Origin of the sequence: Micromonospora sp. NPDC023888 (genome assembly GCF_040639415.1) — a bacterium.
Lineage (GTDB): Bacteria > Actinomycetota > Actinomycetes > Mycobacteriales > Micromonosporaceae > Micromonospora.
This window is the reverse complement of the sequence record NZ_JBEZZW010000020.1, coordinates 103,235-129,812: the sequence shown is the minus strand read 5'-3', so window position 1 is coordinate 129,812 and position 26,578 is coordinate 103,235. Positions and strand designations below refer to the sequence as shown.

The window sequence follows — 26,578 nt, the reverse complement described above, 5'->3', positions numbered from 1 at the left end:
GGTCGCCCCGGATGGTGCCGGCGGCGGCCCGGCGCCCGTCGGTGGCCCCGACCAGCCCCCGCACCACGTCGATGACCTGGTCGCCCGAGAGCACCTGTCACCAGGGCGCACCCCTCGGCCGACACCGACCCGCACCCCTGTCAGCATCGGAGCATGTCGGAGATCATCGCCCTCGTCCTCGGTGGGTTGGCGCTGGTCGTGGCGCTCGTCGCCGGGTTGTATCTCTGGCCGCCGCGCCGCCGTGGGCTACGCGTCGCACCGTCTGAACCGCTCGACTTCGACACCGCCACCCGCGCCGCCGTGGCCGTCATCGCGGCCGAGGCGGCGGATCCAGCGATCCGGCCGGAATCGCGGAGCCGCCTGCTGAGCCACGGCTCCCGTACCGGCCGGGTCGTTCTGCTGTTGCACGGATACACCCTCGCGCCCGAGCAGTACGACGGCCTCGCCGAGGAGTTCTTCGACAGCGGGTACAACGTCTGGATTCCGCGGGCTCCCCACCACGGGACCGTCGACAAGCGGGCCCACCACCGGGTCGAGGCCGAGGAGTTGACGACGTACGCGGCGCGGGCGCTTGCCGTCGCGGCGGGCCTCGGTGACGAGGTGGGCGTCGTGGGGATCTCCGGCGGCGCCGTGCTGGCCACCTGGCTGGCCCAGGTGCCGGGCGACGTCGTACGGCACCTGCTGTTGCTGTCGCCGTTCTTCGGCCCGGACCCGCGTCAGGCACCGGCCTTCGCGGTCCGACCGCTCATCACGCTGTACGGGCGGCGCATCCTCCCGGATCGCGTCACGTCACGCGGCTACTCGCTCTCCGCCGTCACCCAGTACCTGACGATCGCGCGTAGCCTGCCGAATCCGCCGCGCCGGACCGGTCTGCGGACCGCCGCCGTCGCCATCAGCCCACTCGACGGCGTGGTGGACCTCGCCACGGCGGTGACCGTGCCCCGCCGGATCGCCGACGCGAACGCCATCCCGCTGCGGGTCTGCACCCTGCCCGAGGCGTTGGGCGTCGGCCACAACCTGCTCAACCTCGCCGCGCTCGGCGTGCAGGGGGCCGAGCTGCGCCGCCGGTACGTCGCGCTCTACGAGGGCGCTGCGACACCGACGCCCGGCCTCACCCGGGCGGCAAGCGTCGACGAGTGAGGTGGACCGCGCGCCGTCGCGCCGGCGTCTAAACTGCGCTGTGTCGTGCCTCGTGCGGGCGCGTCACCCCTGTCCGGCAATGCGAAACCGCTATTGACCGGGCAGGATGTTAGCGCTAACGTGCCGCGCTACCGCCACCCCCACCCGAAAGGCGCCACCTGCAATGAGTACGGCCGGATCAACCGACTTGCGTGCCGCAGTCCTCGCCGCGAACCGCCTCATCGCCCAGGCCGGCCTGGCGGCGCTGACCTGGGGCAACGTGAGCGGAGTCGACCGCGAGGCAGGCATCTACGTGATCAAGCCTTCCGGCGTCGCGTACCAGGACCTCACGGCCGACCTGCTGGTCCCGGTGGATCTGGAGACCGGGCGGGTCGTCGCCGGAGAGCTGCGACCCTCCGTCGACAGCGAGACCCATCGCGCGTTCTACCTGCACTGGCCGTCCATCGGCGGGGTGACCCACACCCACTCGACGCACGCCGTCGCCTTCGCCCAGGCCGGGCGGGACGTGCCGGTGCTCGGCACCACGCATGCCGACACCTTCGCCGGCCCGATCCGGGTGACCCGGGACCTGACGGCCGACGAGTGCGCCCACGACTACGAGTTCAACACGGCTCAGGCGATCATCGAGCTGATCGGGGGAGAGGCCGAGGCGCTGGCCAACCCCGTCGCCCTCGCCGCCAACCACGGCCCCTTCACCTGGGCGAAGGACCCGCTCAAGTCGGTGGAGAACGCGATCGTCTGCGAGGCGGTCGCGGAGATGGCCCTGAAGACGCTGTCGCTGAACCCCGCGGCCGCCGCGCCGCAGTGGTTGCTGGACCGCCACTTCACCCGCAAGCACGGCGCCGGCGCCTACTACGGCAACCAGCTTCCGGAGCAGAGCCGGCCGTGACCGTCGCCGTGCGGTGAAACGGTGCGACACCGGCACGGCGCGCAGAGCCCGTGCCGGTGGTCCCGTCCTCGCTTGTGGGTCGAGCCGGGCACCCGGCCGGAGACCGCCCGCAGGGTCTCACGCCGTGGGTTGGGTGGCCCCGTTGAAGACCGGCGGGGCGTAACCCGTCGGCTTGTCGCCGATGCCGAGGCCGGGGCTCACCACCCACGACTGGTACTGCGGCGTGAACATGCCGTACGGCAGCCCGAGGTCCGGGGCGCTTGCCTCGTCGAGCCGGCGACGAGCGTCGGCCGGGATCTCGAAGTCGAGCGCGCCGACGTTGCTGGCGAGCTGCTCGGGGCTGCTCGCCCCGACGATCACCGAGGCGACGGCGGGCTGGGTGGCCACCCAGTTGATCGCCACCTGGGCCATGCTGCGGCCCAGGTCGGCGGCCACGCTCTCCAGCGCCTCGATGACCTTCCAGTCGCGCGGGTTGATCTCCCGGCCGGCGGCGTCGGGGTTTGTCAACCGGCCGGTCCCGCTCACGCCCGCGCCGGTGCGTCGGTACTTGCCGCTGAGCAGCCCGCCGCCGATGGGGCTCCACGCCGTGAGCCCCATCCCCAGGCTCTGCGACATCGACACGAACTCGGCCTCGATGCCCCGAGTCACCAGGGAGTACGGAAGCTGCACATTGATCATCGGGGCCAGCCCGTGTGCCTCGGCGTAGCTCTGCGCCCGGGCCGCGTACCAGGCCGGCACGTCGGAGAGGCCGGCGTACCGGATCTTGCCGGCGCGTACCAGGTCGTCGAGGGTGTGCACGACCTCCTCGACCGGGGTGATCCGGTCCCAGGTGTGCAGCAGGTACAGGTCGAGGTAGTCGGTGCCGAGCCGGCTCAGGGAACCTTCCACGGCCCGGATGAGGTGCTTGCGACCGTTGCCGCTGGCGTTCGGGTCGGTCGGGTCGACGGTGTTTGTGGCCTTGCTGGTGAGCACGAGCCGTTCGCGGACGCCGGCCCGGTCGATCAGACGGCCGAGGATCCTCTCGCTCTCCCCGGCGGTGTAGAAGTCCGCAGTGTCGATGAGGTTCCCGCCCGCCTCCAGGTACTGGCGGAAGATCGGCTCCGCCTCCTCCTCGGTCTTGCCGTACGCGGCGTGGAACCCGTCGACGCCGAAGTTCATGGTGCCCAGCGCCAGCCGGCTCACCCGTAGACCGGACCGCCCGAGCAGGTAGTAGTGGTTCATCGTGGTGCCCTCCCGATCGTGGTGTCGGCCCGGATCGGCCGCGCTTGAGACCTTTGCTCGCCGAAAATGGACCCGCAAGTCCAAACTCCGAGCTAGGGTCGGACCGGCAGGCACAGGGGGACGAGACGGCGACGGAGGCCGCATGACACGGGCGTTCACCCGCAAGGGCGAGGCCACCCGCGCACGCATCGTCACCGGCGCGGTCGCCGAGATCCGCGAGCGCGGCGTCGACGAGGTACGCCTCGAGGACGTGCTGGCCCGCACCGGCACCAGCAAGGGGCAGCTCTTCCACTACTTCCCCGACGGCAAGGAGGAGCTGTTGCTCGCGGTGGCCCAGCACGAGGCCGACCAGGTGCTCATCGACCAGGAGCCGATGCTCAGCAACCTGACCTCCTGGCCGGCCTGGCAGGCGTGGCGCGACCGGCTCATCGAGCGCTACCTCGCGCAGGGCGTGAAGTGCCCGCTCAACGGGCTGCTGGGACAGACCGGCCGACGCGCGCCGGGCGCGCAGGCGATCGTGACCGGGCTCATGTGGCGCTGGCAGAAGGCGATCACCGAGGGGATCCGGCACATGCAGTCGACCGGGGACATCGCCGCGGACGTGGACGCCGACCGCGCCGCCGCAGCGCTGCTGGCCGGCATCCAGGGCGGCGTGCTGCTGCTGCTCTCCACCGGAAAGATCGATCACCTGGAGGCGGTCCTCGACCTCACCCTCGACACGCTGCGCTCGGGCGCCCGGACGTAGGAGGGTGTGGCAATGACTGACGACGACCGCGCACCCCTGGTGCTGCTGCACGGCCTCACCTTCGACCGGCGACAGTGGGACCCGGTCCGGCGCGAGCTGGCGCTCATTGATCCCGCCCGGCGGGTCCTGGCTCTCGACCTGCCCGGGCACGGTGACGCACCCCGGCTGCCGTCCTACGGGATGGCGGAGGTGGCCGACGTCGTACACGAGCAGGTGATCGAGGCGGGTCTCACTCAGCCGATCGTGGTGGGACATTCGGTCGGCGCGGTGGTCGCCACGACGTACGCGGCCCGCCACCCGGTGCGCGGCGTGGTGAACCTCGACCAGATCCTGCTGCCCGGCCCGTTCGGTGTTGCCGTACGCCAGGCCGAACCCGCACTGCGCGGCCCGGACTGGCGGCGGGTGTGGGACGGGATGCTGGCCGGGATGGGCATCGAGGCGTTGCCGGCCGATGCGCGCGAGATCGTGACCACCGCTACCGATCCTCGGCCGGACCTGCTGCTGGGCTACTGGGGCGAGATCCTGCGCGGGTCCGACGAGGGGATCTCCGCCGAGCGGCAGCGCGCCCTGCGGTCGATCGGCGAGCGGGGGATTCCCTACCGCTGGGTGACCTCGTCCGAGCCGCCGCCCCGCTACCTGACCTGGCTGACGGACAACCTGCCGCAGGTCGCGGTGACAGTGCTGCCCGGTAGCCACTTCCCGCACCTGGCGGAGCCGGCGACCATCGCCCGGCTGCTGGCGACCTTTTGAGGACGACAGGCACGTCGGCCGAACGAGGGCAGCGCCGCCGGGCGGCGGGCGAGGCCCGGCCGGCTGGCGTGAGCTAACCTCGGACGCGAATTGCCGGAGATCGGAGCAGGCGTGGCAGGTGACGACGACATCTCCGGGTGAACACCCGGACCGGCCGCCGACGGGCGCGTGATCGCGCCGCCGTCGCCGCGGCCCCTGTCGTCATGCCCGCTCCCGCCGGGCCACCCCTCGTGCGCCCGGATCTCCATTCCCCGAGGTCCCCATGTCTGTTCGACCCGCTCTCATCGCCCACGACCTGGTGCGGATCCGCGGCACCCGCCGGGTGCTCGACGGTGTCTCGCTGACCGCCGCGCCCGGTCACCGGATCGGCCTCATCGGCGAGAACGGCACCGGCAAGACGACCCTGTTGCGGGTCCTGGCCGGCGTCGACGAACCCGACTCCGGCACTGTCGTACGCCCACCGGGCCTCGGCTTCCTGCATCAGGAACTGCCTTTCGTCCCGTCCGCGACAGTCGCCGGGATCCTCGACGAAGCGCTCCGCGAGGCCCGGTCCGACCTCGCCGAGCTGGACCAGATCGGTGTGGCGCTCGCCGACTCGCCGGAGGGCACCGAGGAGCACGACCGGCTGCTGACCGCGTACGCCGAAGTCCTGGAGCGGGCGCAGGACCGCGACGCCTGGGATGCCGACCGGCGCGCCCGGACGGTGCTCGCCGGCCTCGGCCTCGATGGCATACCCCACGACCGGACACTCGCCGCGCTCTCCGGTGGGCAGCGTGGTCGCCTCGCCCTCGCGGCGATGCTGATCCGTCGGCCGGACGCGCTGTTGCTCGACGAGCCCACCAACCACCTCGACGACGCGGCCGCCGCGTTCTGCGAGGACCAACTCCGCGCCATGCCCGGAGTGGTCGTGGTGGCGAGTCACGACCGCGCCTTCCTGGACGCGGTGTGCACCGACATCATCGACCTGGACCCGGCGGTCGACGGGCCGGTCCGCCACGGTGGCGGCTACACCGCCTACCTGTCGGCCAAGCACGCCGAGGCGCAACGCTGGCGCCGACGCTACGAGGACGAGCAGGCGCTCCTCGCCGAGCTGCGCGAGGCCGCCGCCGTGACCGGGCAGCAGGTCGCTCACGGCCGGGGCCCTCGCGACAGCGAGAAGATGGGGTACGGGCACACTGCCGGTCGCGTACAGAACCAGATCCGCCGCCGTGTTCGCGACGCCACCCGTCGACTGGCGACGCTGGAACGCGAACAGGTCCCCGCGCCGCCCGAGCCGCTGCGTTTCCACGCCCCGGTCATCGCCACCGGGGACGGCGCCGAGGCCATCGTCACGGCAGACCGGTTGGAGGTTCCCGGCCGACTCCGGGTGGCGCACCTGAAGATCACGGCCCGGGACCGGCTCCTGGTGAGCGGCCCCAACGGCGCGGGCAAGTCGACTCTGCTCGCCGTCATCGCCGGCAACCTGACCTGCGACGGAGCCGTCTGGCGGCGACCGGATCTTCGTATCGGGCTGCTCAGCCAGGACAGCATCTTCGCGGATGCGCGGCGGACGGCCAGGCAGGTCTTCGACGCGGCGGTCGGGACGGAACGGGCCGAAGCGGTGCCGCTGTCGGCACTCGGGCTGCTCGCGTCGACGGACCTGGACCGTCCGGTAGCCGAACTGTCGGTCGGACAGCGTCGTCGCCTCGGTCTCGCGATAGTCGTCGCCAACCCGCCGGAACTGCTGTTGCTGGACGAGCCGACCAACCACCTCTCGCCTCGGCTCTGCGACGAGCTGGAGGAGGCCCTCGGCACCGGACCGGGTGCCATCGTCGTCGCCAGCCACGACCGGCGGCTCCGCTCCCGATGGTCGGGCCGGGAGGTGACCCTCGCTGCGGGGCCTGCGCTGACGAAGACGTTCGCGTAGGACCGCTCCGCTGCTCGTCGGCAGGGGGCAACGGTGGCGATGATCACCGGCTCGGCCGCCCGCAGTGCAGGTGGAGGGGCGTCTGTGCGGCATCGTTGCTGCCGGACCGACTGTCCGACAATGCGTCCGATCAGCGAGAGGGCACACGTGACCTCGAACCGACCCACCCTGGTGCTCGTCCACGGCGCCTGGCACCAGCCGAGTGTCTGGGACCGGCTCCGGGCGGAACTTGACGTCCTCGGCTACCGGACCCGCGCCGTCGACCTGCCCACCGGACACCGACGGATTGATCCCCCTCACCGGGGACCCGCGGGAGGCGTTCTACGCCGACCTGTCGGACGCCGACGCCGAGACAGCCATCGATCAGCTGGTCGACCAGCGCCTGCGGGCATGCGTGGACCGGGTGACCGAGCCGGCATGGCGCTCCATCCCGTCGACCTACGTCGTCTGCGCCAACGACCGGGCCATTTCGGTGCCACTACAGGAGAAGATGGCCGACCGAGCCACCGACGTCCGGCGGATCGAGTCCAGCCACTCGCCGTTCCTGTCCCGCCCGGCCGAGCTTGCCGCGCTGCTCGACGAGATCGTCACCAGTCGCGGTTGAGCGTTGCGGCTTGCCTACCGATACGGGCTCCATCGCGCTTCCAGGCAGCCGTCACGGCCGGTCCAACCGATCAAGCCCGGCGAGGTCGGCGTTTCCCGTCCGGACGACCGCCGAGGCCAACGCCGTGGTCATGGGATGGACCCCGGCCCGCTGCTCGGCGGTGGCGATCCGGACCGCCTGGTCCAGATGCGCTCGCACGTGCTGGCCGGCCCGTCGCTGGAACGCGACACCGGTGGCCGACCGCAGCGCGGCCAACTCCTCGTCGGTGACCATGCCCGGCATGTCGTGGCCCTCGTGCGGGTTGGTCGTCGGCGCGCCGGACTCGGCGAGCAGCCGTCGGGCCGTGCTCAGGTCGGCGCGGTGCGCCGTGCCCAGCCGAGCGGCGAACCTCAGCCACGCCGGGTCGGTGGTCCGGCTCGGCACCAGGTCCAGCACCGGCAAGAGGCGTTCGTTCATCGCCACCGTCAGCTGAAGCCACGCGATGTCGGTGGCGCTGAACAGACCGGCCGGGCCGCCGGCTGAAGCCGTCCCGACCGGTGCGGCCGTCGCGGTGGACGGCACGGTGGTGGTCGATGCCACGGGCTCGGCCGGTGACCCGCTGGTACACGCGCTGAGGAGCAGCAGTGCCGCGAGGAGCAGGCACCCGGCCTTGCGCACGGGGATTCCTCGCATCCAACCTCCTCTCGCCCCCGACGGCGGGCCCGGGGTGACCGGACCCGCCGCCGCGGTTGCGCCTGTCGGCTCAGATCGGTCGGCCGTCGGCACCGCACTTGATGACGGGACGGATGCAGTCCTGGACCCGCCGGGCCATCTCCGCGACCGGCCAGGCGTTGAAGAAGTCGCCGTGCATGGTGTAGCCCGGCCCGGAGGCCAGCCGGAACCGCGACGGGTCGCCGTTGACCGGGTACCGCAGCACCTGCCGCAACTTCGGCACGTGCACCGGGTGGGTGCTCGGGCAAGCCTGGTTCACCGGGTACGCCAGGTGGCTCTTGTGGTCCGGCGAGTCCAGGTCGCGGCCGTTCCAACACTGCGGGAAGTCCAGGTACGACTCCAGCATCGTGCCGGACGGGCAGGTGACGAAGTCCTTCGACGGCGGCACCTGTCCCGCGTGCAGGCACGACCACCGGGCGATGCTGTCGTTCGGCCCGGTGGCCTTCGCGTTGCCGGCGACGAGTCGCAGCCCGAGCGGGAACGGTTGGGTGTTCGCGACGACGTCGGAGCGCACGCCCTCGCCCAGGTAGTAGAACGTGGCGATCGCCGGCTCCACCGGCACGTTGTCCCGGTAGAGGGTCGGCACCCAGTAGGACGAGACGTCCACCCGCGGGTTGCAGGTGCTCTGGGAGCCGACCAGGTCGGGCAGGGTGGTGTTGCCGTTCGTCACAGTGCTGCCGAAGAAGCTGTGCATGTGCGACGCCCCGGGCAGGCCGGGGAAGACGATCGGGTCGTCCGGCAGCCGGTGGCTGTAGGTGCAGTCGGCGGGGAATTCGGCAACCCGGATGGCGTTGGCGACCGGGCCGGCGTTGGCCCGCTCGGTGGTGGAGACGACGTACGTGCCGAGTAGCACCAGCAGGGCGCCGATCGCCGTGGCGAGGCGCAGTCGGCGGTGGTTGGCGGAGAGGGGTGCGGCCCTGTCCATCTCGTGACTCCTGTCGGGGGACGGGTCAGGGGTAGCTCCGACGCCGCCGCCGAAGACGTCGGAGATTGCCCAGACCAGACTGGTGGTGACCGGCGGAGCCGATGCGAGAGAGCGCTCTCACCGGTCGCCCAAGCCTCACCCCAACGTCGAAACTTGTCAATACATCAGGCAGTTGGTGGAAATGACGGCGCCGAAAGGGCCGGGCCCCGTGGTGGGGTCCGGCCCTTCGGTGGTGCGGTCGTGCGGTGGTGCTGGCTTGCTGTGGTGCGGTGGTGGTGGCTTGCCGTGGTGTTGGTGGTGGGTCAGCTGGTGGCGTAGCCGCGGGTGGCGATCCAGTCGGCGAGGTGCTCGACGCTGATCTGGTAGGCGGCTTGGTTGGGGTCGGCGGAGTCGGCGATGGTGGCGGTGTTGCCGTTGTCGCGGTAGCCGACGACGCTGATGTAGTGCCCGCCCTCGTAGGAGTGGGTGACACCGTCGGTGTCGGTGCTGGTGCCGGCGATGTTGGCGACCACGGCCCGCCCGTCGTCAACGGTCTTGACGATGTCGGCGCGCAACGTGTCGGTCTGCTTGGTGTCGGCGTCGGGGCTGCTGATCTCGACGCTGTGGTAGGCGTCGGTCTTGCCGGTTTCCTTGTTCAGGACCGGGGTGATGTCGTTGATGGAGTTGGTGCCGGCCTCGGTGGTGCCCATCTCCTTGGCCATGTCGTCGACGTTGATGTTCTTGCCCTGTACGGACAGGGCGTTGCGGGTCGCGGCGGGCCCGCAGTAGTAGAAGTTCGGCTGTGCCTCGTAGCGCACGCCGAGTTCCCGCTCGCTGTGGTTCTTGCGGTCGGACTGGGTCTGGGTGGCCGGCTTCGTCTCCGACGCGGCGTAGGCGGCGGTGACGGGTCCGGCGATGGCCCCACCGGTGAACGCGAGACCGGCGGCGGTCAGGGCGGTCTTACGGATCAGATCGGTACGCATGATGGCGTGCTCCTCTGCATCGGGGGTGTGCACGGCACGCCCGGGGGGTGGGCGTGCCGCACGTGCAAGGGGGAAGCTTCGAAGTTCTCGCCCGGCAGCCCCGCGAAGGGGGCCGGCGTCGGGACAGGGTGTAACGGTTCGCGGCGGCGGGTCATTCCGTCTGCCCGGCTCACCAGGTGGTGCTCGGTCCTGCGGGGGATGTAACCGGGGCGACCTGCGGGGGATGTAACCGGGGCGACCTGCCGGGTGTTCCCGGGGGCTGCCGCGCACCGCGACCCGAGGTCGCGGTGGCCTGCCAGGTATAACGACCCCGCCCCGCCCACGATTCCGCCGTCCCGGTGGCACCGACCACGGGACGCCGCCGCCGGAACCGGACAATGCGCCTGAATCGTGGCGCCCGTCTTGGGTGATCGACTCCGGTTCCATAAGGTCGGGGTATCCCAGCGGCCAGGATGCCCCGACATCATGAAATCCGAGTGGATCACGGCGGCCTGCGTGGTTTGCCTGGTTCAGAGCAGCCGCACGTGCCAACGGGGTGGCCGGACGCGCGGGTGGGGCAGCCCGAACGCGTCGGACCGCCCCACAAGCGGGGGCAGCCCGAACGCGTCGGACCGCCCCACAAGCGGGGGCAGCCCGAACGCGTCGGACCGCCCCACAGGCGGGTGGGGGCCGAACACGTCGGGCCGCCCCACAAGCGGGTGGGGCGGCCCGAACGCGTCGGACCGCCCCACCTGTCCCAGCGAGGACGGGATCAGAACCCGAGGACGCCCCGCCCGCCGACCACCGGCAGCCGCAGCTCACTGTCGTTCGGCGCGACCCGCAGCTCGGTGCCGCCCAACGGCAGCAGCGTGTACTCCTGGTCGCTGGAGAAGACGACCACCCCGATCCGGTGGCCCGCCGGGAAGATGTAGTCCTTCGGCTCCATCGTCCACCGGTAGTCGGACAGCTTGCCCTGCTTGACCGGCTCGGTGCGGGCGGCGCTCTTGCGGTTCTGCGGGTCCATCCAACCCCGGGTCACCACTGTCGGGGCGGCGGTCGATCCGGCTGGGCCGTAGTCGACCAGGTACGCGGTGAGGTTCGCGTCCGGCTTGTTGTCGATCGCCATCCGCAGCCGCATCTCCGGACGTCCGGAGATGCGGACGTCCCGCGTCAGCGCGGGGGAGCGGTAGGCGAGCCGGTTGCCGCTCGCCGTGTCGGGGTTGGCGACCAGGGCGTCCGGGTGGATGGTCCGACCCTCGTCGACGAAGCTCTGCTCGACCTTGGCCTTCGGCGGCTTGCCCGTGGTGAGCGCGCCCGGTGCGGTGGCGTCGGTGGCGGCGAACCGCAGGCCGACCTCCCGCGCGGCCGGGTCGGGCCAGTTGGCGTACGTGGTGTAGGCGCGGTCCTCACGCTGGAGCACCGCGGTCGGCTCGTCCATGATGCCGTTGCGCACGTTCCACAGCCAGAAGTCGAACCAGCGGTTCTCGGTCTGCTTGTAGGTCCACGTCTGGCCGCTCGGCAGGGTCACCGACGCGCTGCTGCCCGGACCGCCGTGCCCGCCCTGGTGCAGCCAGATCTTGCGCGGTACGTCGCGCTTGGCGAGCTGGTCCCACCAGCCGGCGAAGTGCTCGGTCTTCACGTTCCAGTCGTTGAGGCCGTGCACCACGAAGACGCTGGCCTTGACGTTGCTGGCGTCGAGGTAGTCGCGGTCCCGCCAGAATTCCGAGTAGTCGCCGGTGACCCGGTCCTGCTCCGCGGTGATCGTGGCGAGCTCGTCGGCGCAGGGCCCCTCGGCTCGGGCCTGCCCGGCGGTGAACTGGGCCAGGATGTCGAGGTCCTCACCCTGGTAGGTGCCGGGCGCGACGACCAGACCGTTGGCCCGGTAGTAGTCGTACCAGCTGCTGATCGCGGAGACCGGCACGATGGTCTTGAGTCCCTTGACCCCGGTGGTGGCCACCTGGTTGGGCAGCGTCCCGTTGTAGGAGACGCCGGTCATGCCGACCGCCCCGGTGGTCCAGCCGGCGGTGATCGGGGCGCCGTTGGTGTCGTAGCCCTTCGCCCGGCCGTTGAGCCAGTCGATGACCGCCTTGGTGCCGAGCGTCTCGGCCTGGTCGCCGCTGGTGGGGCAGCCGTCCGAGTCGCCGGTGCCGATGCTCTGGCCGAGCACCACCGCGTACCCGCGGGGCACGTAGTAGTCGTCGAGCGAGCCGGGCAGGTTGGCTTTTGCCTGGGCCCGCTGGGCGTCCGCGTCGAGCGCCCGCCGCCCGGACCGGTCGGTCAGACCGTTCTGCGGCAGGTCGTCGACGAGCACGCTCGGGTACGGCACGTCACCCCAGGTGTCCTTGCGGTACGGGCTGTGCTCGAAGATGACAGGCACCTTGAAGCCCTGCGTGGCGGTCTCCCGGGGGCGGGAGATGTCGATCGCCACCCGGTCGAGCCGACCGTCGTGATCGGTGTCGACCGGGGTCTGGACGAACACCCGCTCCTCGATCGCGTCGGCGAGCGAGAACACCGGTTGGGTCATGCCGTCGCTGACCACGATGCCGGTGGGCGTGGTGGTCGTGGGCGGGGCCGCAGTCGCTGTGGGGGCTGCGGTCAGGACCAGGGCGCCGGACACACCGACGCTCAGTAGTGCCAGATGGCGGGGTCGACGCATGCGCGTCTCCCTTCGGTTGGGCTGGTCGCCGGGTGTCGGCAGGGGCCAATCTCGAAGATCCATTCGTGGTCATGCTAGGTCCGGGCCCGGATCCCGTCGATCCCTTCGGAGAGGGATGCGCTGCTTGTCCACAATGTGCCCCCCGAAGATCACGTACCCGTGCATATGATCTTGCGGGAAGTCGCCCGAAGAGGCGCTTTCGTCCACATAAGACGAGGAGCAACATGCTCAGGAAAACACGGTGGCTGTTGGCCGTCGCCGTCACGGCCACGACGCTTACCGCCCTACCGGGCGGCGCGGCCACAGCGGGACCCAGCGGCATCGGCCTGACCGGCACACCCGCCACCTCGATCGACGGCAGGACGCACACCGTCACCCTGCTGACCGGGGACGTCGTGACCGTCCGCAGCACCGGCTCGGGATGCCCGCAGGCCACCGTCCGGCCGGCCGACGAGAACGCGGTGATCCGCCAGACCTGTGGCCCCGACGGCCACCTGCACGTCATCCCCGCCCGCGTCGCGTCCCAGATCGGTCCGGTCCTCGACCCCGACCTCTTCGACGTCACCACACTGATCGCCGACGGGTACGACGACGACAACACCGCGGAACTGCCGCTCATCGTGCAGCCCACCACCGCGTCCGCCCGGGTCGCCGCGCTCGGCGACGTACTGCCGCTGCCCAGCATCGGCGCGGTGGCCGGCCGCGTACCCAAGAAGAGCCAGGCCACCGCGAAGCTGGCGACCAACTCGCTGCTCGCCGGGGCGAAGAAGGTCTGGCTCGACCGCAAGGTGCGCGCCACCGCGCTGACCGGCGGTGGAGCGCAGCGGGACCTCGACCGCAACCTGGGACAGATCGCCGCACCCGAGGCCTGGAAGTCCGGCTACACCGGCGCCGGCGTCCGGGTCGCGGTGCTCGACACCGGCGCCGACTTCACCCACCCGGACCTGGTCGGCCGGGTCGCCGACCGGTCCGACTTCACCGCCGAGGGCGGTGACGCCGTCGACCACAACGGCCACGGTACGCACGTCGCGTCGACAATCGCGGGCACCGGCGCAGCCGCGCACGGCCAGCGTCGCGGCGTGGCGCCGGACGCCAAGCTGGTGATCGGCAAGGTCCTCGACGACCACGGCTCGGGCGAGGACTCCGGGATCATCGCCGGCATGGAGTGGGCCGCCGCCCGGGCCGACGTCATCAACATGAGCCTCGGCGGCAGCGACCCCGACGACGGCAACGACCCGCTGTCGCTCGCGGTCGACGGTCTGAGCAGGCAGACCGGCGTGCTGTTCGTCATCGCCGCCGGCAACAGCGGCGGGGCCATCTCCTCGCCCGGCTCCGCCGCCAGCGCGCTCACCGTCGGCGCGGTCGACCGGGACGACAAGCTCGCCGACTTCTCCAGCCGCGGGCCGCTGGTCACCAGCAACGTGGCAAAGCCGGAACTGGTCGCGCCCGGTGTCGACATCGTCGCCGCACGGGCCGCCGGCACCAACCTGCAGCACCCGATCGACGAGCACTACGAGGCGATCAGCGGCACCTCGATGGCCAGCCCACACGTCGCGGGCGCCGCCGCGCTGCTCGCCCAGCGGCACCCCGACTGGACCGGTGCCCAGCTCAAGGCCGCGCTCGTCGGGGCCGCCGACCCGCTGACCGGCGTCGACGCGTACGCCGTCGGTGCCGGCCGGCTCAACGCCTCCCGCGCCCTCGGCGGCCCCACCAGCAACCAGCCGGTGGTCAACCTCGGCACCTTCGCGTACCCGCAGTCGGGGACCAGCGAGGCGAAGCTGAGCTGGACCGGCGCGGCCACCCCGGCGACGAGCGTCCTCGACCTCGACGTGTCGGTGGTCAACCACGACGGTCAGCCGGTGCCGCGCGGCGCGGCGTCGCTGTCGACGGACCGGCTGACGCTCAAGCGCGGCACCACCGCCGGGACGACCCTGCGGGTCGACCGCGCGGCGCTGGCCGCCCGGCCGGGCTTCTACCTGGCCACCGTCACCGCCCGTACCGCCGGCCGCAAGCTGGTCGCCACCACGCCGGTGAGCTTCTACGTCGAACAGCCCAGCTACGACCTGACGATCCACACGAAGCCGTTGTCCGGCCTGAAGGACGGCGCGGAGACCTGGATCAACCTCGCGGTCACCAACCTCACCGACCCGGTGATCTACTACGGCGGGGCGGGCGGTGTGCCCGGAGACGACTTCACGCTGCGGGTGCCGGCCGGCCGGTACTCGGTGCTGGGCGCCTCGGTCGCCTACTACGTCGACAGCGACGTGCTGGAGACGACGCTCGTCGGCGAGAGCGACCTGAACGTCACGGGCAACCGGAGCGTGACGCTCGACCCGGCACGCGCCAAGCCGGTGACGGCCACCGTCGACGGAGTCGCCACCAGGGCCACCAAGATCGATTTCACGAACGTCCAGACCGCGGCGAACGGTCTGTCCGTGTGGAACCAGATCAGCGGGTACGGGACCGCGACGGCCGTCCGCACCTCAGCACTGCCGAAGCCCGGCGTCGGGTCGCTTCGTAGCTGGGCCGCCGTCAACCTCGACTCACCGGCCGGCACGGCCAAGCCGTACCGCTACAACCTCGTCCACCAGTACCCGAACGGCGTACCGGCCGATCCCGCGTACCGGGTGAACGCGACCGAGCAGGCCGAACTCGCCCGGATCGAGGAACGGTTCCACCAAACCGACTCGGAGGGGATGGTCACCCAACTGATCCGCACCGGCTTCACGCCGGACGGGGTGTGGGTCACCGAGACCCACGAGGGGAACCTGCCGCCGTACCGCACCGACTACCTGTCGCCCGGCTACCTCTGGGCCGACGAGGGCGTCTACGGTGGCCTGTCGGCCCAGGAGGCGCCCCGCAGCTACCAGCCGGGCAGCCGGCAGGCCAAGGTCTGGGCGCGGCAGCCGCTGCACTCCGGCTGGTACGACGACCCGGCCGGCGCCGGCCACACCTGCGCCACCGCGCCGTCGCGGACCCGGGGCAACCTGCACATCGACCTGGTGACCCTCACCGACCAGCACCAGCGGGCCGACTGCCTGCAGGGCGACTCGATCGGCGTGAACCGCACGCTGTCGTTGTACCGCGACGGCAAGCTCGTCGGCGAGCGGAACCGGCCGCTCGCCGACTTCACGGTGCCGCAGCAGATGGCGGACTACCGACTGAACCTCGACGTCGACACGAGCCTGATCCTGCCGATCTCAACCAAGGTCAACACCTCCTGGACGTTCCGGTCCGCCGGGCCGGACGGAACGGAAAGTGTGCCGTTGCCGCTGCTCGCGCTGGACTACGCGTTGCCCATGGACACCACCAACCACGTCACCGGGGCGACTGCCGAGTTGGCCGTCCGGCAGGCGCACGGCGTCAAGGCGCAGAAGGTGACGTCGTTGCAGGTGTGGACCTCGACGGACGACGGCGCCACCTGGACGTCGGCCCGGGTCACCGCGAGCGGCGACAGTTACCGGGTCGCCCTGCCGAAGGCCGCCGCCGGGCAGGCCGTCTCGCTGCGGGTGAAGGCCGCCGCGAACGGTGGTAGCGGTATCGACCAGACCATCATCCGGGCGTACAACGCCGGCTGATGGTCATCCCGCCGGTGCGGCCCGACCCCCCGACCGGGCCGCACCGGCACCCCGCCAGGTTTCTCGGTGCGCGGTGTCGATCCCGGCCCGCCTCGCTCGTCGTGACGGTAGAACGGAACGCCGACCCGAGAGGTGCGCCGATGACGTCCCTGACCACCGCCCCCGATCTCCGGCTCCGCCGAACCCGGATCCTGCTGGGCTGCGGCACTGTTGCCGGCGTACTCTTCCCCGCCCTGTCGTTCGGGCAGGCGTTCACCCGATCCGGTTTCGATCTGCGCCGGCATGCGGTCAGCGCACTCACCCTCGGTGACCTCGGGTGGCTGCAGGTCATCGCGTTCGCGGGCACCGGCCTGCTGGCCGTCGCCTTCGCGGTGGGCCTGTGGCGGGCACTGCGCCCGGGTCGGGCCGGGACGGTGGTGCCGGTGCTGGTCGGCGTCTACGGGGTGGCGATGGTCGGCGGCGGGGTCTTCGTCCCGGATCCCGCGCTCGGCTGGCCACCCGGTGCCCCGAGCGGGCTGCCCGAGCAGGCCAGCACGGGCAGCATCCTGCACACAGTGTGCGGCGCGGCGGCGTTCCTGTCGCTGATCGCGGCCGGGCTGCTGCTCGCCCGGCGTTTCGCTGGCCAGGGGCGCTGGGGCTGGGCGGTCTACAGTGCCACCAGCGGTGCCGTCGCGTTCGTGCTCACCGCCCTGCCCTGGAGCGAGGGGAGTGCGAGCATCCGCTTCGCCGTCGGAGCGGTGCTCATCTCAGGTTGGCTCGTGGCGCTGTCCTGGCGAGCGCGCACAGAGCTGGCCTGAGGATCAGTGGTGGCCTGAGGGTCACTGGCCCGTCCAGACCGCCTTCGCGCCTGAGTCGCCGGTACGGATCACGTAGTACACGGCGATGGCGGCGGCCACCAGCGACAACACCTGCAACGTCAGGGTCAACGCCCGACCGGGTCGCCCGCCCTCGGTGGCGCCCGCCTCGGCGGTTTTCGTCGGGGGGACGAACCAGACCAGTGCCAGCGCCACGATCGCCAGCGCGATGGTGGCCCAGAGCGTGTTGTCACCGAAACCCTGGTGCGTCTCCAGCGTGGGGACGAATTCGGGAGTGACCCGGCCGGCGGTACGCATGCGGTCGAAGAAGGCGTCGCCGGAGAGCTTTGCCAGCAGCGCGGCGACCGGTGCGCCCAGGGCCAGCAGCCCCAGCACCCAGCGGGTGTGCGGCCGGATCGGCGCGACGAGCGCGTAGCCGATCGTCAGGAGAGCCAGCAGCGGCACGAACACGACTGCGGCGTGCACCACCAGAGGGTGGGCGGGGATGCCCAGGAACTCCTCGAACATCGGCGTCTCCTCCGTTGGTGTCGGTTGGACGTCGATCGTCCAGGAATGGACGGTATCGGTACCGCAAGCGCGTGTCAGCCCCCGCAGCGCAGTGCGGCCAGGTCGACGGCGTCCGCCATCGCCTGCATGCCGTTGTCGTTCGGGTGGAGATGATCCCCGCCGTCGAAGAGCGGCAGGAGCGACTGCGGGTCGGACGGACTGCGAGTGATCTTGTCGAAGTCGACCACGGCGTCGAACACGCCGCTGTGCCTGATCCAGTCGTTGACGCCCTGGCGCACGGCCTCACCGGCGGCGTCGTACTCGGGCCAGCCCTTGTAGGCCATCAGCGTCGCGCCGACGACGCACTTGCCCGCGGCGTGCGCCCGGTCGACCAACTGCCGGTAGCCGGCGGCCAGGTCGTCCACAGTGACGCCGGTGCGGGCCTTGATGTCGTTGATGCCCTCGTGCACGAACACCGTGCCGACCCCGGGGTGGGCGAGCACGTCGCGATCGAACCGGTGCAGCGCGGCCTCTCCGGCGCCGTTCGCGAGCACCTTGTTGCCGGAGATGCCCTCGTTGGCCACGCCCTTCACCGTGCTGTCGGTCGCGGCCTGGAGCCGCCGGGAGAGGTAGTCGGGCCAGCGACGGTTGAGGTCCGTGGTGGAGGCCCAGCCGTCGGTGATGGAGTCGCCAAGCGTCACGACCGAGCTGATCTCGGTGGATGTCTGCACGCTGACCGCGTCCAACCAGTACCAGAAGCTCATCGCGTCGGTCCAGTTGACCGCCGCCTCCTCGGCGGCATGATCACCCGCCGTCGCGTACGACGTCTGCATGGCCAGGGCGTGCCCACTCGTCGGCCCCTGGGCACCGGTGACGTGGAGGCTCACGACGAGATTGCTCTGGGCGGGCACGTCCCCGGGCAGCGGGTCGCTGAGGATCGCCTCCCCGGCCGGGACGGTGACCGACGACTGCCCGCCGAACGTCAGCCGCCGGTTGCTGCCCCGGATCAGCTCCGCACCCTGCCACTGCAACCCCGCGTAGGCGCTGGCGAAGGTGACCGGGTGGTCGCCGAAGGCGTTGGTCAGGCGGATCCGGAGGGCGTTCCCACCGACGCTGGTGCGGACGACCAGCCGGTAGCTGCGCTCGGCGGGCCCGGCTTTCAGCCGGTCGGCACTGGCCGCCCAGGTGACCGCGAAGTGCTGGTCCGCGGCGGCCGCCGGTTCGTGCCGCGTCCGCGCCGCGTACCCGACCAGGGGTACGCAGAGCGCCGTGAGCAGCGCCGCGACGGTGGACGCCACCACGCGACGTGTGGACCCGGCCCGCATGAGAGACCCCCAGCTCACGGAAATCAGTGCGGGCTCTTACCGAAATTGCTGCCCAGGGCGGTCGGCGCGGCGCAGCGCAACTCGCCCGGGGCCAGTTGGGTGTGCGACGGCCGCCAGAGCTCCGCACCCTTCGTGGTGACGCGGGCGAGGATGCAGTCGTACTGCGCGGCCCGCAGGGCGACGCCGACCCTGCCGCCCTCCGCGGTCACCTCCTGCGTGATGGCCGGGTCCAGACCCAGGTCGGCGATCGCCGCGCGGACGGCGGACTCGTCCGGGCCGGCGGCCTGCAGAGCGCTCTTCACCCGTTCGTCGACGCCGCTGAGCGACGGATCCTGGACAACCTGGAGGGGATCATCGGCCGGGCACTCGATGTCATCGTCGCGGCGGTCGTCGTGCGGGCCGAGCTGAAGGCGGAAGCAGATCGGCTCGTCGCGTTCGTCGATCACCGAGCCGTCCGCGCCGATCTCCACCCCGTGCCCCAGCACCCGCAGCACCAAGGTCACGCCGGTCTGCCAGTGCGTTTCCCCACTGACCGTGAGGACGGCGACCTCGGGGTGCTGGCTGGCCGAGTGCACGTACTTGTCCGCCTGGTAGAGGTGGTCGTACTCGAACTCGAACAGGACCTGGTCGACCTTCTTCGCGGCGTCGGCCACGGCACTGTCGTGAGTCCTGCTCGCCGGGCTGTCGAAATACCGCCACAGGCCGGCGCCGAGCAGCGCCACCACCAGCAGCGCGACTGCGCCGAAGACCCATCGCCGTCTCGTCCTGACCACGATCGGGATTATGTCGCAGCCGGGACCGCACCGATGCCCCGTACGGCCGAGCGTGATCCGCGGCGGCCACTTCGGACTCAGGTCACCGCCGCCCGCACGCCCAGGCCGAGCAGGATCGCACCGGTCAGCCGATCGAACACGCGCCGCACATTCGCCTTGCGGAGCAGCCGGGCGGCGGCGCCGGAGACCGCCGTCCAACCGGCGAGCCAGCAGGTGTGCAGGGCGGCGTGTGCCGTGGCGAGGAGCAGCATCGGCACCAGCACCGGTCGGCCCGGTTCGAGGAACTGTGGTGCGAGGGTGAGGTAGATGGCGGCGGCCTTGGGATTCAGGACATTGCCGAGCAGCCCCTGCAGGTAGGGGTGGTGGACGCGCCATGGCAGCCGCCGGGCCCGCACCGTCGGCGGCGGCCCGGTGGGGCGGCGGGCCGCGGACCAGAGCAGCCAGATCCCGAGCCCCACCAGGTAACCGGCGCCGACCAGCTTGACGACCCAGAACGCCTGCGACGAGCGGAGCACCAACGCGGCCAGGCCGACGGCGGCCAGGGTGGCATGCACGTAGAGCCCGGTGACCGTACCGAGGATCACCCACCAGCCCTGCCGCCGCCCGCCGGTGGCGACCCGCGAGACGACAAGCGTCAGGCTCGCCCCCGGAGTGGCGGTGATCGGCGCGACGGCGACCAGGAAACCGAGCACTGCTACTCCCTGCATGCTCAGACCACCACCCGGTAGTGGGTGGTGAGCAGCCCGGTGTCGTCGTAGACGTGGAACGCGACGCCGGGCGGCTGGGTCTGGGTGGTCAGCCGCCCCTCGCCCTCCCAGGGCATCCGGAGGGTGGACACCACGCCCGGCGCGATCCGCAGTGGGCGGCCGGCGAAGGTGCTCGCGGCGGCGGTGTGGAAATGCCCGGTCAGCACGGCGACGACCTGCGGGTGGGCGGCGACCAGCTCGGCCAGGGGATCGGCGGGCAGCAGCCGCGTCGGGTCGATGACCGGGTGGTGCAGCACCACTGGAGGATGGTGGAAGGCGATGAACGTCGGCGTGTCGGCCGGCACCGAGCCCAGTTCGGCAGCGAGCCACGTCATCGTCTCGTCGTCCAGGTGGCCGTCGTCCTCGCCCGGCACCGACGAGTCGGCGAGGAGGAAGACCGCGCCGGCCACGTCGTGACGGGCGTTGATCGGGCCGGTGCCGCCGCGGTCGTCACCGAGCAGACCCTTGCGGTACGCGTCGCGCACATCGTGGTTGCCGGGGCAGACCAGGACCGGCAGTGAGGAGTCGAAGAGCCGTGCGGCCAACTCGTACTCGGCCACCTCGCCGTGGTCGGCGATGTCCCCGGTGATCAGGATCGCGTCGACCGGTCGTGGCAGGGCGCGTAGGTAGTCCATGACCCGGGCGGTCCGCTCGGCCGATCGGGGATGCCTGTCGAGGTGGGTGTCACTGAGATGGGCGATGACCAGCACGAAGGTTCTCCTAATGGCTATTACCGTTGAAGGCATTAGGGAAGCTACTATGGGCCAGGTCGGCCGCACAAGCCGGAACGGAAGGAGAGCCCATGTCACCGCAGCTCGCGCTCGCCCTGGTCAGCACGATCCGGCACGACGGCAACGGCGGGGTCGCCGACGACCTCGGCGATGTCGACGGCCTGACCGCCTGGCTCCGCGAGCAGGCCGAGCCACTGCGGGAGTACGTCGGCGGGCTCGACGCCGTCGCCAGCACCGCCGACGAGCAGACCCGTCTCGACGTGGTGGCGGTACGGCGTGCCGCACGTACCCTCTTCGCGGTGGCGGTCCGACCGGGACCGCCGAGCCGGGCCGACTCATCCTCGCTGCTCTCCCCACCGGAGGCGGTCAGCCGGCTCAACCAGGCCGCCGCGGCGCTGCCGGTCCGGCCGGTGCTGAGCTGGGCGCAGGAGGGGACGCCGACACTCACCTGGCAGGGCGAGGCGGTCGACCCGCGAGTGCGACTCACCGCAGGGCTGGCCCGCGCGGCCATCGAATTCCTCGCCAGCCCCGCCCGCGACGAACTGCGCGCCTGCCCCGCGCCGCGCTGCGTCCGCTACTTCGTCAAGGACCACCCGCGGCAGGAGTGGTGCAAGCCCTCCTGCGGCAACCGGGCCCGCGTCGCGCGGCACTACCACCGTCGTGCCGAAGCCCGGTAACCGACGCTCTCAGCCGCGCGAACGCGGCAGGCAGTCCTTCTTGTACTTCAGACCCGAACCGCACCAGCAGGCGTCGTTGCGCTCCGGCGGCCAGGCGACCCGCGCGCTGGGTCGCGCCTGCACCTCGGCCGCGTACCCCGCCCGGACCGCCGCGTCGGCCGGGTCACCCTCACGTCGACCAGCGAACGCGTTCAGCCCGTCCACGGTGGCGCGGAACACGCCCAACCCGGCCTGACCGGCACCCCTCAGCCGGACCAGTTCCTTCTCCAGCCGGCCCCGGTGCGCGTCCCAGTCCGGCCCGTACACCTCGCCCAGCGCGGCGTGCTCGGCAAGAAGCCGATCGAACTCGGCGCGAGGCCAGAAGAGCAAATCCGACTCGGCGTCCCGGCGCTCCCCGGCCCGGCGCACGAGCTGGGTTTCCAACCGGTCCGCCAGGTCGTCCTGCCGATCGTGCGGCAGGTTCAGATTCCGGCGTACCCGGTGTCGCTGTTGCAGCAGGAAGAAGAGGACACCCGGCGCGTCCGGCGGACCGAGATCGACCACCGGGTCGATCGCGGTGCTCGCCGGCCCGGACGCCGCGGCCGCGCGCTCGCCCAGCAGGGTGTCCACCGCCTCGCTCAGCCACGTCTCGGCGGTCGCCGAACGACCACCCGCGTCCAGCGCGGCACTGATGTAGGCGGGGGCGTCGGGCTGCACGAGCAGCAACGGGCGCAGCGCGGTCAACTCCGCCATCGCCTCGTCGTCGCGACCGCCGGCCCGGAACAGGGCCCGGGACCGCAGCGCCCGGGCGAACCCGGCGCGCGGGTCGTCTCCGGACGGGTACGCCGCCAGGGCCTGCTCCGCGTACCGCAGGGCGGCCTCGGGTCTCGACCGGATCTCGGCGATCTCGGCGGCCAGGGTCAGGGCGTCCCCGGCGTCGTCCGGATCTTCCAGCCGGCCCTGCTCCGCCGCCTCGGCGAGGTCGGCGGCGACACCGAGCGGGTCGGCCGTCCCGAGCGCCGAGCGGCGCAGTTCGGCGAGGTCAGCCTTGGTGAGTACGTCTCTCGTCGGCACGTTCTCACGGTACGTCGGCGTGCTCCCGCCCGGCCCAACTATGGACATCTGCCGTCAACCCACCCTCGGTAGCGTCCGGGCGCCAGTTTCTCGACCAGATCGCACAAAGGCGGAGTTATGGGCACGGTAGATCGTCGTACCTTCCTCAAGGCGATGGGCGTTCCCGCGATCGGCGCGGCGCTCCCGCTGGACCTCAGCAAGGCGCTCGCCATCCCGGCGAACAACCGGACCGGCACGATCAAGGACGTCGAGCACGTCATCATCCTGATGCAGGAGAACCGCTCCTTCGACCACTACTTCGGCACCATGCGCGGCGTGCGCGGCTTCGGTGACCCCCATCCGGCGACACTGCCGTCCGGCAGGGACGTGTGGCACCAGCCCAACGGCGACGACGAACTGCTGCCGTTCCGCCCCGAGGTGAAGGACCTCGGCCAGACCTTCCTGCCGGACCCGCCGCACGGCTGGAACGACGGGCACGCCGCCTGGAACGACGGCCGGTTCGACAGGTGGGTGCCGAACAAGGGCGTCACGGCGATGACCTACCACACCCGCCAGGACCTGCCGTACCACTACGCGCTCGCCGACGCCTTCACCGTCTGCGACAGCTACCACTGCTCGCTGATGGGCCCGACCGACCCGAACCGCTACCACATGTGGAGCGGCTGGGTCGGCAATGACGGCAAGGGCGGCGGCCCGGTCATCACCAACGCGGAGGCCGGCTACGACTGGTCGACCTACCCGGAGCGGCTGGAGCGCAACGGCATCTCCTGGAAGATCTACCAGGACGTCGGCACCGGCCTCGACGCCGCCGGCTCCTGGGGGTGGACGAACGACCCGTACATCGGCAACTACGGCGACAACTCGCTGCTCTACTTCCACCAGTACCAGAACGCGCAGCCCGGCACTCCGCTGGCGGACCGGGCCAAGACCGGCACCGAGGTGCGCACCCAGGGTCGCGACCCCGAGGCGCTGCTGGCCGACTTCCGGGCCGACGTCGAGGCGGGACGCCTGCCTGAGGTCTCCTGGATCACCGCGCCCGAGGCGTACACCGAGCACCCGAACTGGGGGCCGGCGTTCGGCGCCTGGTACATCTCGCAGGTCATCGACATCCTCGCGGCGAACCCCGAGGTGTGGAGCAAGATGGCGCTGTTCGTCACGTACGACGAGGAGGGCGGCTTCTTCGACCACGTGGTCCCGCCGACGCCCCCGCAGACCCGCGAGCACGGGCAGTCGACAGTGCCGACCACCAACGAGATCTTCCCGGGCGACGCCGACCACCCGGCCGGGCCGTACGGCCTCGGTGTCCGGGTGCCCATGGTCATCGTCTCGCCGTGGACGCGCGGCGGTTACGTCAACTCGCAGGTCTTCGACCACACCTCGCTGATCAAGTTCCTGGAGGCGCGGTTCGGGCACGGCCGCCCGGACCTGATCGAGGAGAACATCACCCCGTGGCGGCGCGCCGTCGTCGGTGACCTGACCACGGCCTTCGACTTCCGGAACCCGAACCGCTCACGCGAGGTCAGGTTGCCCGACACCGACGACTTCAAGCCCGAGGAGCTGGTCCGGCACCCCGACGAGGTGCCGGTCCCGCCCGCGGACCAGCGGCTGCCGAAGCAGGAGCACGGGGTACGCCCGGCGCGGGCCGTCCCGTACACCCTGCACGCCGACGCCCGGATCGACGGCGACGCCCTCCGGATCGACTTCCGCAACTCCGGCGGGGTCGCCGCGGTCTTCCAGGTCCGCCAGGCCGGCAGCGCCGACGCCCCGCGCAGCTTCACCGTCGAGCCGGGCAAGCACCTCACCGACACCTGGCCTGTCGAGTCCTCCTACGACCTGTCGGTGCACGGCCCGAACGGGTTCTTCCGCCGGTTCGCGGGCGACCGATCCCACCTCGACGTCACCCCCGCGTACGACGAGCGCGACTACAAGCTCGCCCTCACCCTCAAGAACCGCGGGTCGAAGCGGGTCGAGGTGACCGTCCGGGACCGGTACAACTCCCGTCCGGTGAAGCTGTCCCTGCGCCCCGGCGAGACCGAGCGCGCGACGTGGGCGCTGGCCCGTAGCCACGGCTGGTACGACCTGACGGTTTCCGTCGCGGGTGACGCCGGCTTCGCGTACCACTGCGCGGGCCACGTCGAGAACGGCAAGGACAGCATCAGCGACCCGGCCCTCGGCGGGCTTGTCTGAGCTTTTGTCCCGCCGGCGGTCGAGCGGCGTGGATCAGGCGGCCGATGTGGTGATGAGCGTGATGACTCACAGGCATCTTGATGCCTCACAGTCATCACGCTCGTCACCGCGTCCGGCCCCTCAGACGGCACGCTCTGTGGTGCTGGTCGAGCATGGTCGGGGCGATCAGAACTCCTCGTACACCGCAGGGTCCTGGTCCGCGAGCCGCCCGTCCGCGCGGCCCAGCGCGGTGATGGCCTCGACCTGCGCGTCGGTGAGCTTGATGCCGAAGACGTCCAGGTTCTCGGCCTGCCGCTGCGGGGAGGCGGCCTTGGGCAGCGGGATCACCTGGCGGGCCACGTGCCAGGCGAGGATGACCTGCGCCGGGCTGACGTCATGGGCCGTCGCGATCTCCACGACGACCTGGTGCTCCTGCACGTCGTTGCCGTGGCCGAGCGGGCTCCAACCCTGCACGAGGATGCCGTGCTCGCGGTGGTAGTCGAGTGCTTCCTGCTGCGGGAAGTACGGATGCACCTCGATCTGGTTGACCACCGGCGCGACCCCGGTCTCGGCCACCAGCCGGTCGATGTGCTCGGGCAGGAAGTTGGAGAGGCCGATGTGCCGCACCAGGCCACGCTCGCGCGCCTCGATCAGCGCCCGCCACGCCTGCACGTACAGGTCGACAGTGGGGTTCGGCCAGTGGATCAAATACAGGTCGACCCGGTCGAGCCCGGTGCGGAACACACTCTCCTCGATGGTCGTCAGCGCCTCGTCGTAACGGTGGTGCCGCCCCGGCAGCTTCGACGTGACGATCAGTTCGTCCCGCACGTCACCCGCCGAACGGGCCGCCCGGCCAACGGCGCCCTCGTTCTCGTAGTTGACCGCCGAGTCGATCAACCGGTAGCCCGCCCGGATCGCCTGCCCGATCGCGTCGACACCAGCCGAGCCGTTGAGTCGGTACGTGCCGAGCCCGATCGCCGGCAGGGCGGTGCCGTCGGCCGCCGTCAGGTGGGGAATAGCCATGTTGGGGACCCTACCCGTACACACTTCTCGGCCCGGTCGGAGTCAGCCAGCTGACGTGCCGAGCGGGTTCAGCCGTCGCGCCACGCACTGATTCTCCAGGGCCTCCGCACTGAGTGATGGGAACTGCGCGGCGCACCAGCTCGCGACACCCTCCTTGGATGAATCCGACACGAGCGCGAACGTGACCCAGAGGGGTTGGCCCTCGTGTAGTTGCTGCCGCCCGTAGTCGGTGCTGAGCAGCAGGACAATCCGGGTCTCGTCGGCGAACCTCTGCCGCAGGTGGTTGTGCTCGGCCAAGATGTCCTGTGCGTAGAAGGTGTGTGAACCGTTCTCCGCGACCTGGTTCGGATCCACGATGCCCACGGTCTTCGACGCGAGCTGTGCCGCGTACCGGCCTTCGAGCGAGACCGTGGGCAGGTCCTGACCATTCAGCTCGTGTAGCGCCGACAGGGCCTCGTCCTCCGGGTCCAGGATCGTCGTGGCGGAGGGGATCGGCTCCTCCGAAAGGTCGTGACCGCCCGGATCCCCGTCGCCGAAGGTTTCGCGGGGCTCCGTTGGGACCGCACTGACGGAAGACGATCCTGGCTGGGCGCCACCGTCCTGCCCCACCGCTACCGCGACGGCCACCACGAGCACCGCCACAAGTGCGATCCCCGCCCATATGGTCAGAGTCCGCATCGAGGTCCCGCTCGGGTTCGCGGGCATCACCTCGGCGCC

24 protein-coding genes and 1 pseudogene are annotated in these 26,578 nt (G+C 71.3%); 10 read left to right on the top strand and 15 right to left on the bottom strand.

What is annotated here, in order from left to right; translation table 11 throughout:
- Positions 1–94, bottom strand: a pseudogene (locus tag AB0F61_RS19565) (nucleoside-diphosphate kinase); the annotation flags it as partial.
- Positions 95–153: 59 nt separating this feature from the next.
- On the opposite strand from AB0F61_RS19565, the gene AB0F61_RS19560 reads away from it, so the two are divergent.
- Both AB0F61_RS19560 and araD read left to right on the top strand, forming a co-directional pair.
- The gene (locus AB0F61_RS19560) at positions 154–1,140 is read left to right on the top strand and encodes an alpha/beta fold hydrolase (protein WP_357811545.1); all 987 of its coding nucleotides are present in this window, start codon (positions 154–156) and stop codon (positions 1,138–1,140) included.
- Positions 1,141–1,327: 187 nt separating this feature from the next.
- A complete protein-coding gene (gene araD, locus AB0F61_RS19555; protein WP_357811543.1) occupies positions 1,328–2,029 on the top strand; it encodes an L-ribulose-5-phosphate 4-epimerase AraD in 702 nt (233 codons plus the stop codon).
- A 117-nt stretch (positions 2,030–2,146) separates the two neighbouring features.
- Here the strand turns inward: araD and AB0F61_RS19550 are convergent, their stop codons facing one another.
- The gene (locus AB0F61_RS19550) at positions 2,147–3,250 is read right to left on the bottom strand and encodes an aldo/keto reductase (RefSeq protein WP_357811541.1); all 1,104 of its coding nucleotides are present in this window, start codon (positions 3,248–3,250) and stop codon (positions 2,147–2,149) included.
- Between the two features lie 142 nt (positions 3,251–3,392).
- Here AB0F61_RS19550 and AB0F61_RS19545 point away from each other — a divergent pair, with 142 nt between their 5' ends.
- The 4 genes from AB0F61_RS19545 to AB0F61_RS19530 all read left to right on the top strand — a co-directional run bounded on the left by AB0F61_RS19545 (position 3,393) and on the right by AB0F61_RS19530 (position 7,255).
- Entirely contained in the window at positions 3,393–3,995 is a 603-nt protein-coding gene (locus AB0F61_RS19545; protein WP_357811539.1) for a TetR/AcrR family transcriptional regulator, read from the top strand.
- A gap of 12 nt (positions 3,996–4,007) precedes the next feature.
- Positions 4,008–4,745, top strand: a complete 738-nt coding sequence (locus AB0F61_RS19540) for an alpha/beta hydrolase (RefSeq protein WP_357811537.1) — start codon at positions 4,008–4,010, stop codon at positions 4,743–4,745.
- A gap of 262 nt (positions 4,746–5,007) precedes the next feature.
- A complete protein-coding gene (locus tag AB0F61_RS19535; RefSeq protein WP_357811535.1) occupies positions 5,008–6,651 on the top strand; it encodes an ABC-F family ATP-binding cassette domain-containing protein in 1,644 nt (547 codons plus the stop codon).
- 286 nt (positions 6,652–6,937) lie between these two features.
- Entirely contained in the window at positions 6,938–7,255 is a 318-nt protein-coding gene (locus AB0F61_RS19530; RefSeq protein ID WP_357811533.1) for an alpha/beta fold hydrolase, read from the top strand.
- 51 nt (positions 7,256–7,306) lie between these two features.
- Here AB0F61_RS19530 and AB0F61_RS19525 read toward each other — a convergent pair whose 3' ends face one another.
- From AB0F61_RS19525 to AB0F61_RS19505, 5 genes are all read right to left on the bottom strand, one after another.
- Positions 7,307–7,927: a DUF305 domain-containing protein gene (locus AB0F61_RS19525; RefSeq protein ID WP_357811531.1), complete on the bottom strand. Its 621-nt coding sequence runs from the start codon at positions 7,925–7,927 to the stop codon at positions 7,307–7,309.
- Positions 7,928–7,997: 70 nt separating this feature from the next.
- A complete protein-coding gene (locus AB0F61_RS19520) occupies positions 7,998–8,891 on the bottom strand; it encodes a DUF1996 domain-containing protein (protein ID WP_357811529.1) in 894 nt (297 codons plus the stop codon).
- 302 nt (positions 8,892–9,193) lie between these two features.
- A complete protein-coding gene (locus tag AB0F61_RS19515; RefSeq protein ID WP_357811527.1) occupies positions 9,194–9,853 on the bottom strand; it encodes a C39 family peptidase in 660 nt (219 codons plus the stop codon).
- A 509-nt stretch (positions 9,854–10,362) separates the two neighbouring features.
- Positions 10,363–10,584, bottom strand: coding sequence for a hypothetical protein (locus tag AB0F61_RS19510; protein ID WP_357811525.1), 222 nt, complete (start codon positions 10,582–10,584; stop codon positions 10,363–10,365).
- Positions 10,585–10,604: 20 nt separating this feature from the next.
- A complete protein-coding gene (locus tag AB0F61_RS19505) occupies positions 10,605–12,488 on the bottom strand; it encodes a Xaa-Pro dipeptidyl-peptidase (RefSeq protein ID WP_357811523.1) in 1,884 nt (627 codons plus the stop codon).
- A gap of 224 nt (positions 12,489–12,712) precedes the next feature.
- On the opposite strand from AB0F61_RS19505, the gene AB0F61_RS19500 reads away from it, so the two are divergent.
- Together AB0F61_RS19500 and AB0F61_RS19495 are read left to right on the top strand one after the other, a co-directional pair.
- Entirely contained in the window at positions 12,713–16,066 is a 3,354-nt protein-coding gene (locus AB0F61_RS19500) for a S8 family peptidase (protein WP_357811520.1), read from the top strand.
- A 140-nt stretch (positions 16,067–16,206) separates the two neighbouring features.
- On the top strand, positions 16,207–16,863 hold the full coding sequence (locus AB0F61_RS19495; protein ID WP_357811517.1) for a DUF998 domain-containing protein: 657 nt from the start codon (positions 16,207–16,209) through the stop codon (positions 16,861–16,863).
- Between the two features lie 21 nt (positions 16,864–16,884).
- Here the strand turns inward: AB0F61_RS19495 and AB0F61_RS19490 are convergent, their stop codons facing one another.
- The 5 genes from AB0F61_RS19490 to AB0F61_RS19470 form a co-directional block, all read right to left on the bottom strand.
- Complete coding sequence (locus AB0F61_RS19490; RefSeq protein ID WP_357811514.1) at positions 16,885–17,388, bottom strand: DUF2231 domain-containing protein; 504 nt, start codon at positions 17,386–17,388, stop codon at positions 16,885–16,887.
- A gap of 74 nt (positions 17,389–17,462) precedes the next feature.
- The gene (locus AB0F61_RS19485; protein ID WP_357811511.1) at positions 17,463–18,665 is read right to left on the bottom strand and encodes an SGNH/GDSL hydrolase family protein; all 1,203 of its coding nucleotides are present in this window, start codon (positions 18,663–18,665) and stop codon (positions 17,463–17,465) included.
- A gap of 50 nt (positions 18,666–18,715) precedes the next feature.
- Entirely contained in the window at positions 18,716–19,465 is a 750-nt protein-coding gene (locus AB0F61_RS19480; protein ID WP_357811509.1) for a hypothetical protein, read from the bottom strand.
- A gap of 77 nt (positions 19,466–19,542) precedes the next feature.
- On the bottom strand, positions 19,543–20,172 hold the full coding sequence (locus tag AB0F61_RS19475) for a LysE family translocator (protein ID WP_357811506.1): 630 nt from the start codon (positions 20,170–20,172) through the stop codon (positions 19,543–19,545).
- Positions 20,173–20,174: 2 nt separating this feature from the next.
- Positions 20,175–20,921, bottom strand: a complete 747-nt coding sequence (locus AB0F61_RS19470; RefSeq protein ID WP_357811503.1) for a metallophosphoesterase — start codon at positions 20,919–20,921, stop codon at positions 20,175–20,177.
- Positions 20,922–21,013: 92 nt separating this feature from the next.
- Between AB0F61_RS19470 and AB0F61_RS19465 the strand changes: the two genes are divergently transcribed.
- Positions 21,014–21,619 carry an ABATE domain-containing protein gene (locus tag AB0F61_RS19465; protein ID WP_357811500.1) on the top strand — a complete coding sequence of 202 codons (606 nt, stop codon included), beginning with the start codon at positions 21,014–21,016 and terminating at the stop codon, positions 21,617–21,619.
- Between the two features lie 9 nt (positions 21,620–21,628).
- Here AB0F61_RS19465 and AB0F61_RS19460 read toward each other — a convergent pair whose 3' ends face one another.
- Positions 21,629–22,672: an SEC-C metal-binding domain-containing protein gene (locus AB0F61_RS19460; RefSeq protein WP_357811497.1), complete on the bottom strand. Its 1,044-nt coding sequence runs from the start codon at positions 22,670–22,672 to the stop codon at positions 21,629–21,631.
- A 117-nt stretch (positions 22,673–22,789) separates the two neighbouring features.
- Between AB0F61_RS19460 and AB0F61_RS19455 the strand changes: the two genes are divergently transcribed.
- Positions 22,790–24,859, top strand: coding sequence for a phosphocholine-specific phospholipase C (locus AB0F61_RS19455; protein ID WP_357811493.1), 2,070 nt, complete (start codon positions 22,790–22,792; stop codon positions 24,857–24,859).
- Between the two features lie 165 nt (positions 24,860–25,024).
- Here AB0F61_RS19455 and AB0F61_RS19450 read toward each other — a convergent pair whose 3' ends face one another.
- On the bottom strand, positions 25,025–25,861 hold the full coding sequence (locus AB0F61_RS19450) for an aldo/keto reductase (protein WP_357811490.1): 837 nt from the start codon (positions 25,859–25,861) through the stop codon (positions 25,025–25,027).
- A gap of 42 nt (positions 25,862–25,903) precedes the next feature.
- Positions 25,904–26,503 (bottom strand): hypothetical protein, encoded by a 600-nt coding sequence (locus AB0F61_RS19445; protein WP_357811487.1) that lies wholly within the window; start codon positions 26,501–26,503, stop codon positions 25,904–25,906.
- Between the last annotated feature and the right edge of the window lie 75 nt (positions 26,504–26,578).

Excerpts from the sequence above, each read along its gene's own strand:
- AB0F61_RS19560 (WP_357811545.1), top strand. The coding sequence starts at position 154 with ATGTCGGAGATCATCGCCCTCGTCCTCGGTGGGTTGGCGCTGGTCGTG.
- AB0F61_RS19550 (WP_357811541.1), bottom strand. The coding sequence starts at position 3,250 with ATGAACCACTACTACCTGCTCGGGCGGTCCGGTCTACGGGTGAGCCGG.
- AB0F61_RS19545 (WP_357811539.1), top strand. The coding sequence starts at position 3,393 with ATGACACGGGCGTTCACCCGCAAGGGCGAGGCCACCCGCGCACGCATC.
- AB0F61_RS19540 (WP_357811537.1), top strand. The coding sequence starts at position 4,008 with ATGACTGACGACGACCGCGCACCCCTGGTGCTGCTGCACGGCCTCACC.
- AB0F61_RS19535 (WP_357811535.1), top strand. The coding sequence starts at position 5,008 with ATGTCTGTTCGACCCGCTCTCATCGCCCACGACCTGGTGCGGATCCGC.
- AB0F61_RS19525 (WP_357811531.1), bottom strand. The coding sequence starts at position 7,927 with ATGCGAGGAATCCCCGTGCGCAAGGCCGGGTGCCTGCTCCTCGCGGCA.
- AB0F61_RS19520 (WP_357811529.1), bottom strand. The coding sequence starts at position 8,891 with ATGGACAGGGCCGCACCCCTCTCCGCCAACCACCGCCGACTGCGCCTC.
- AB0F61_RS19515 (WP_357811527.1), bottom strand. The coding sequence starts at position 9,853 with ATGCGTACCGATCTGATCCGTAAGACCGCCCTGACCGCCGCCGGTCTC.
- AB0F61_RS19505 (WP_357811523.1), bottom strand. The coding sequence starts at position 12,488 with ATGCGTCGACCCCGCCATCTGGCACTACTGAGCGTCGGTGTGTCCGGC.
- AB0F61_RS19500 (WP_357811520.1), top strand. The coding sequence starts at position 12,713 with ATGCTCAGGAAAACACGGTGGCTGTTGGCCGTCGCCGTCACGGCCACG.
- AB0F61_RS19495 (WP_357811517.1), top strand. The coding sequence starts at position 16,207 with ATGACGTCCCTGACCACCGCCCCCGATCTCCGGCTCCGCCGAACCCGG.
- AB0F61_RS19490 (WP_357811514.1), bottom strand. The coding sequence starts at position 17,388 with ATGTTCGAGGAGTTCCTGGGCATCCCCGCCCACCCTCTGGTGGTGCAC.
- AB0F61_RS19475 (WP_357811506.1), bottom strand. The coding sequence starts at position 20,172 with ATGCAGGGAGTAGCAGTGCTCGGTTTCCTGGTCGCCGTCGCGCCGATC.
- AB0F61_RS19465 (WP_357811500.1), top strand. The coding sequence starts at position 21,014 with ATGTCACCGCAGCTCGCGCTCGCCCTGGTCAGCACGATCCGGCACGAC.
- AB0F61_RS19455 (WP_357811493.1), top strand. The coding sequence starts at position 22,790 with ATGGGCACGGTAGATCGTCGTACCTTCCTCAAGGCGATGGGCGTTCCC.
- AB0F61_RS19450 (WP_357811490.1), bottom strand. The coding sequence starts at position 25,861 with ATGGCTATTCCCCACCTGACGGCGGCCGACGGCACCGCCCTGCCGGCG.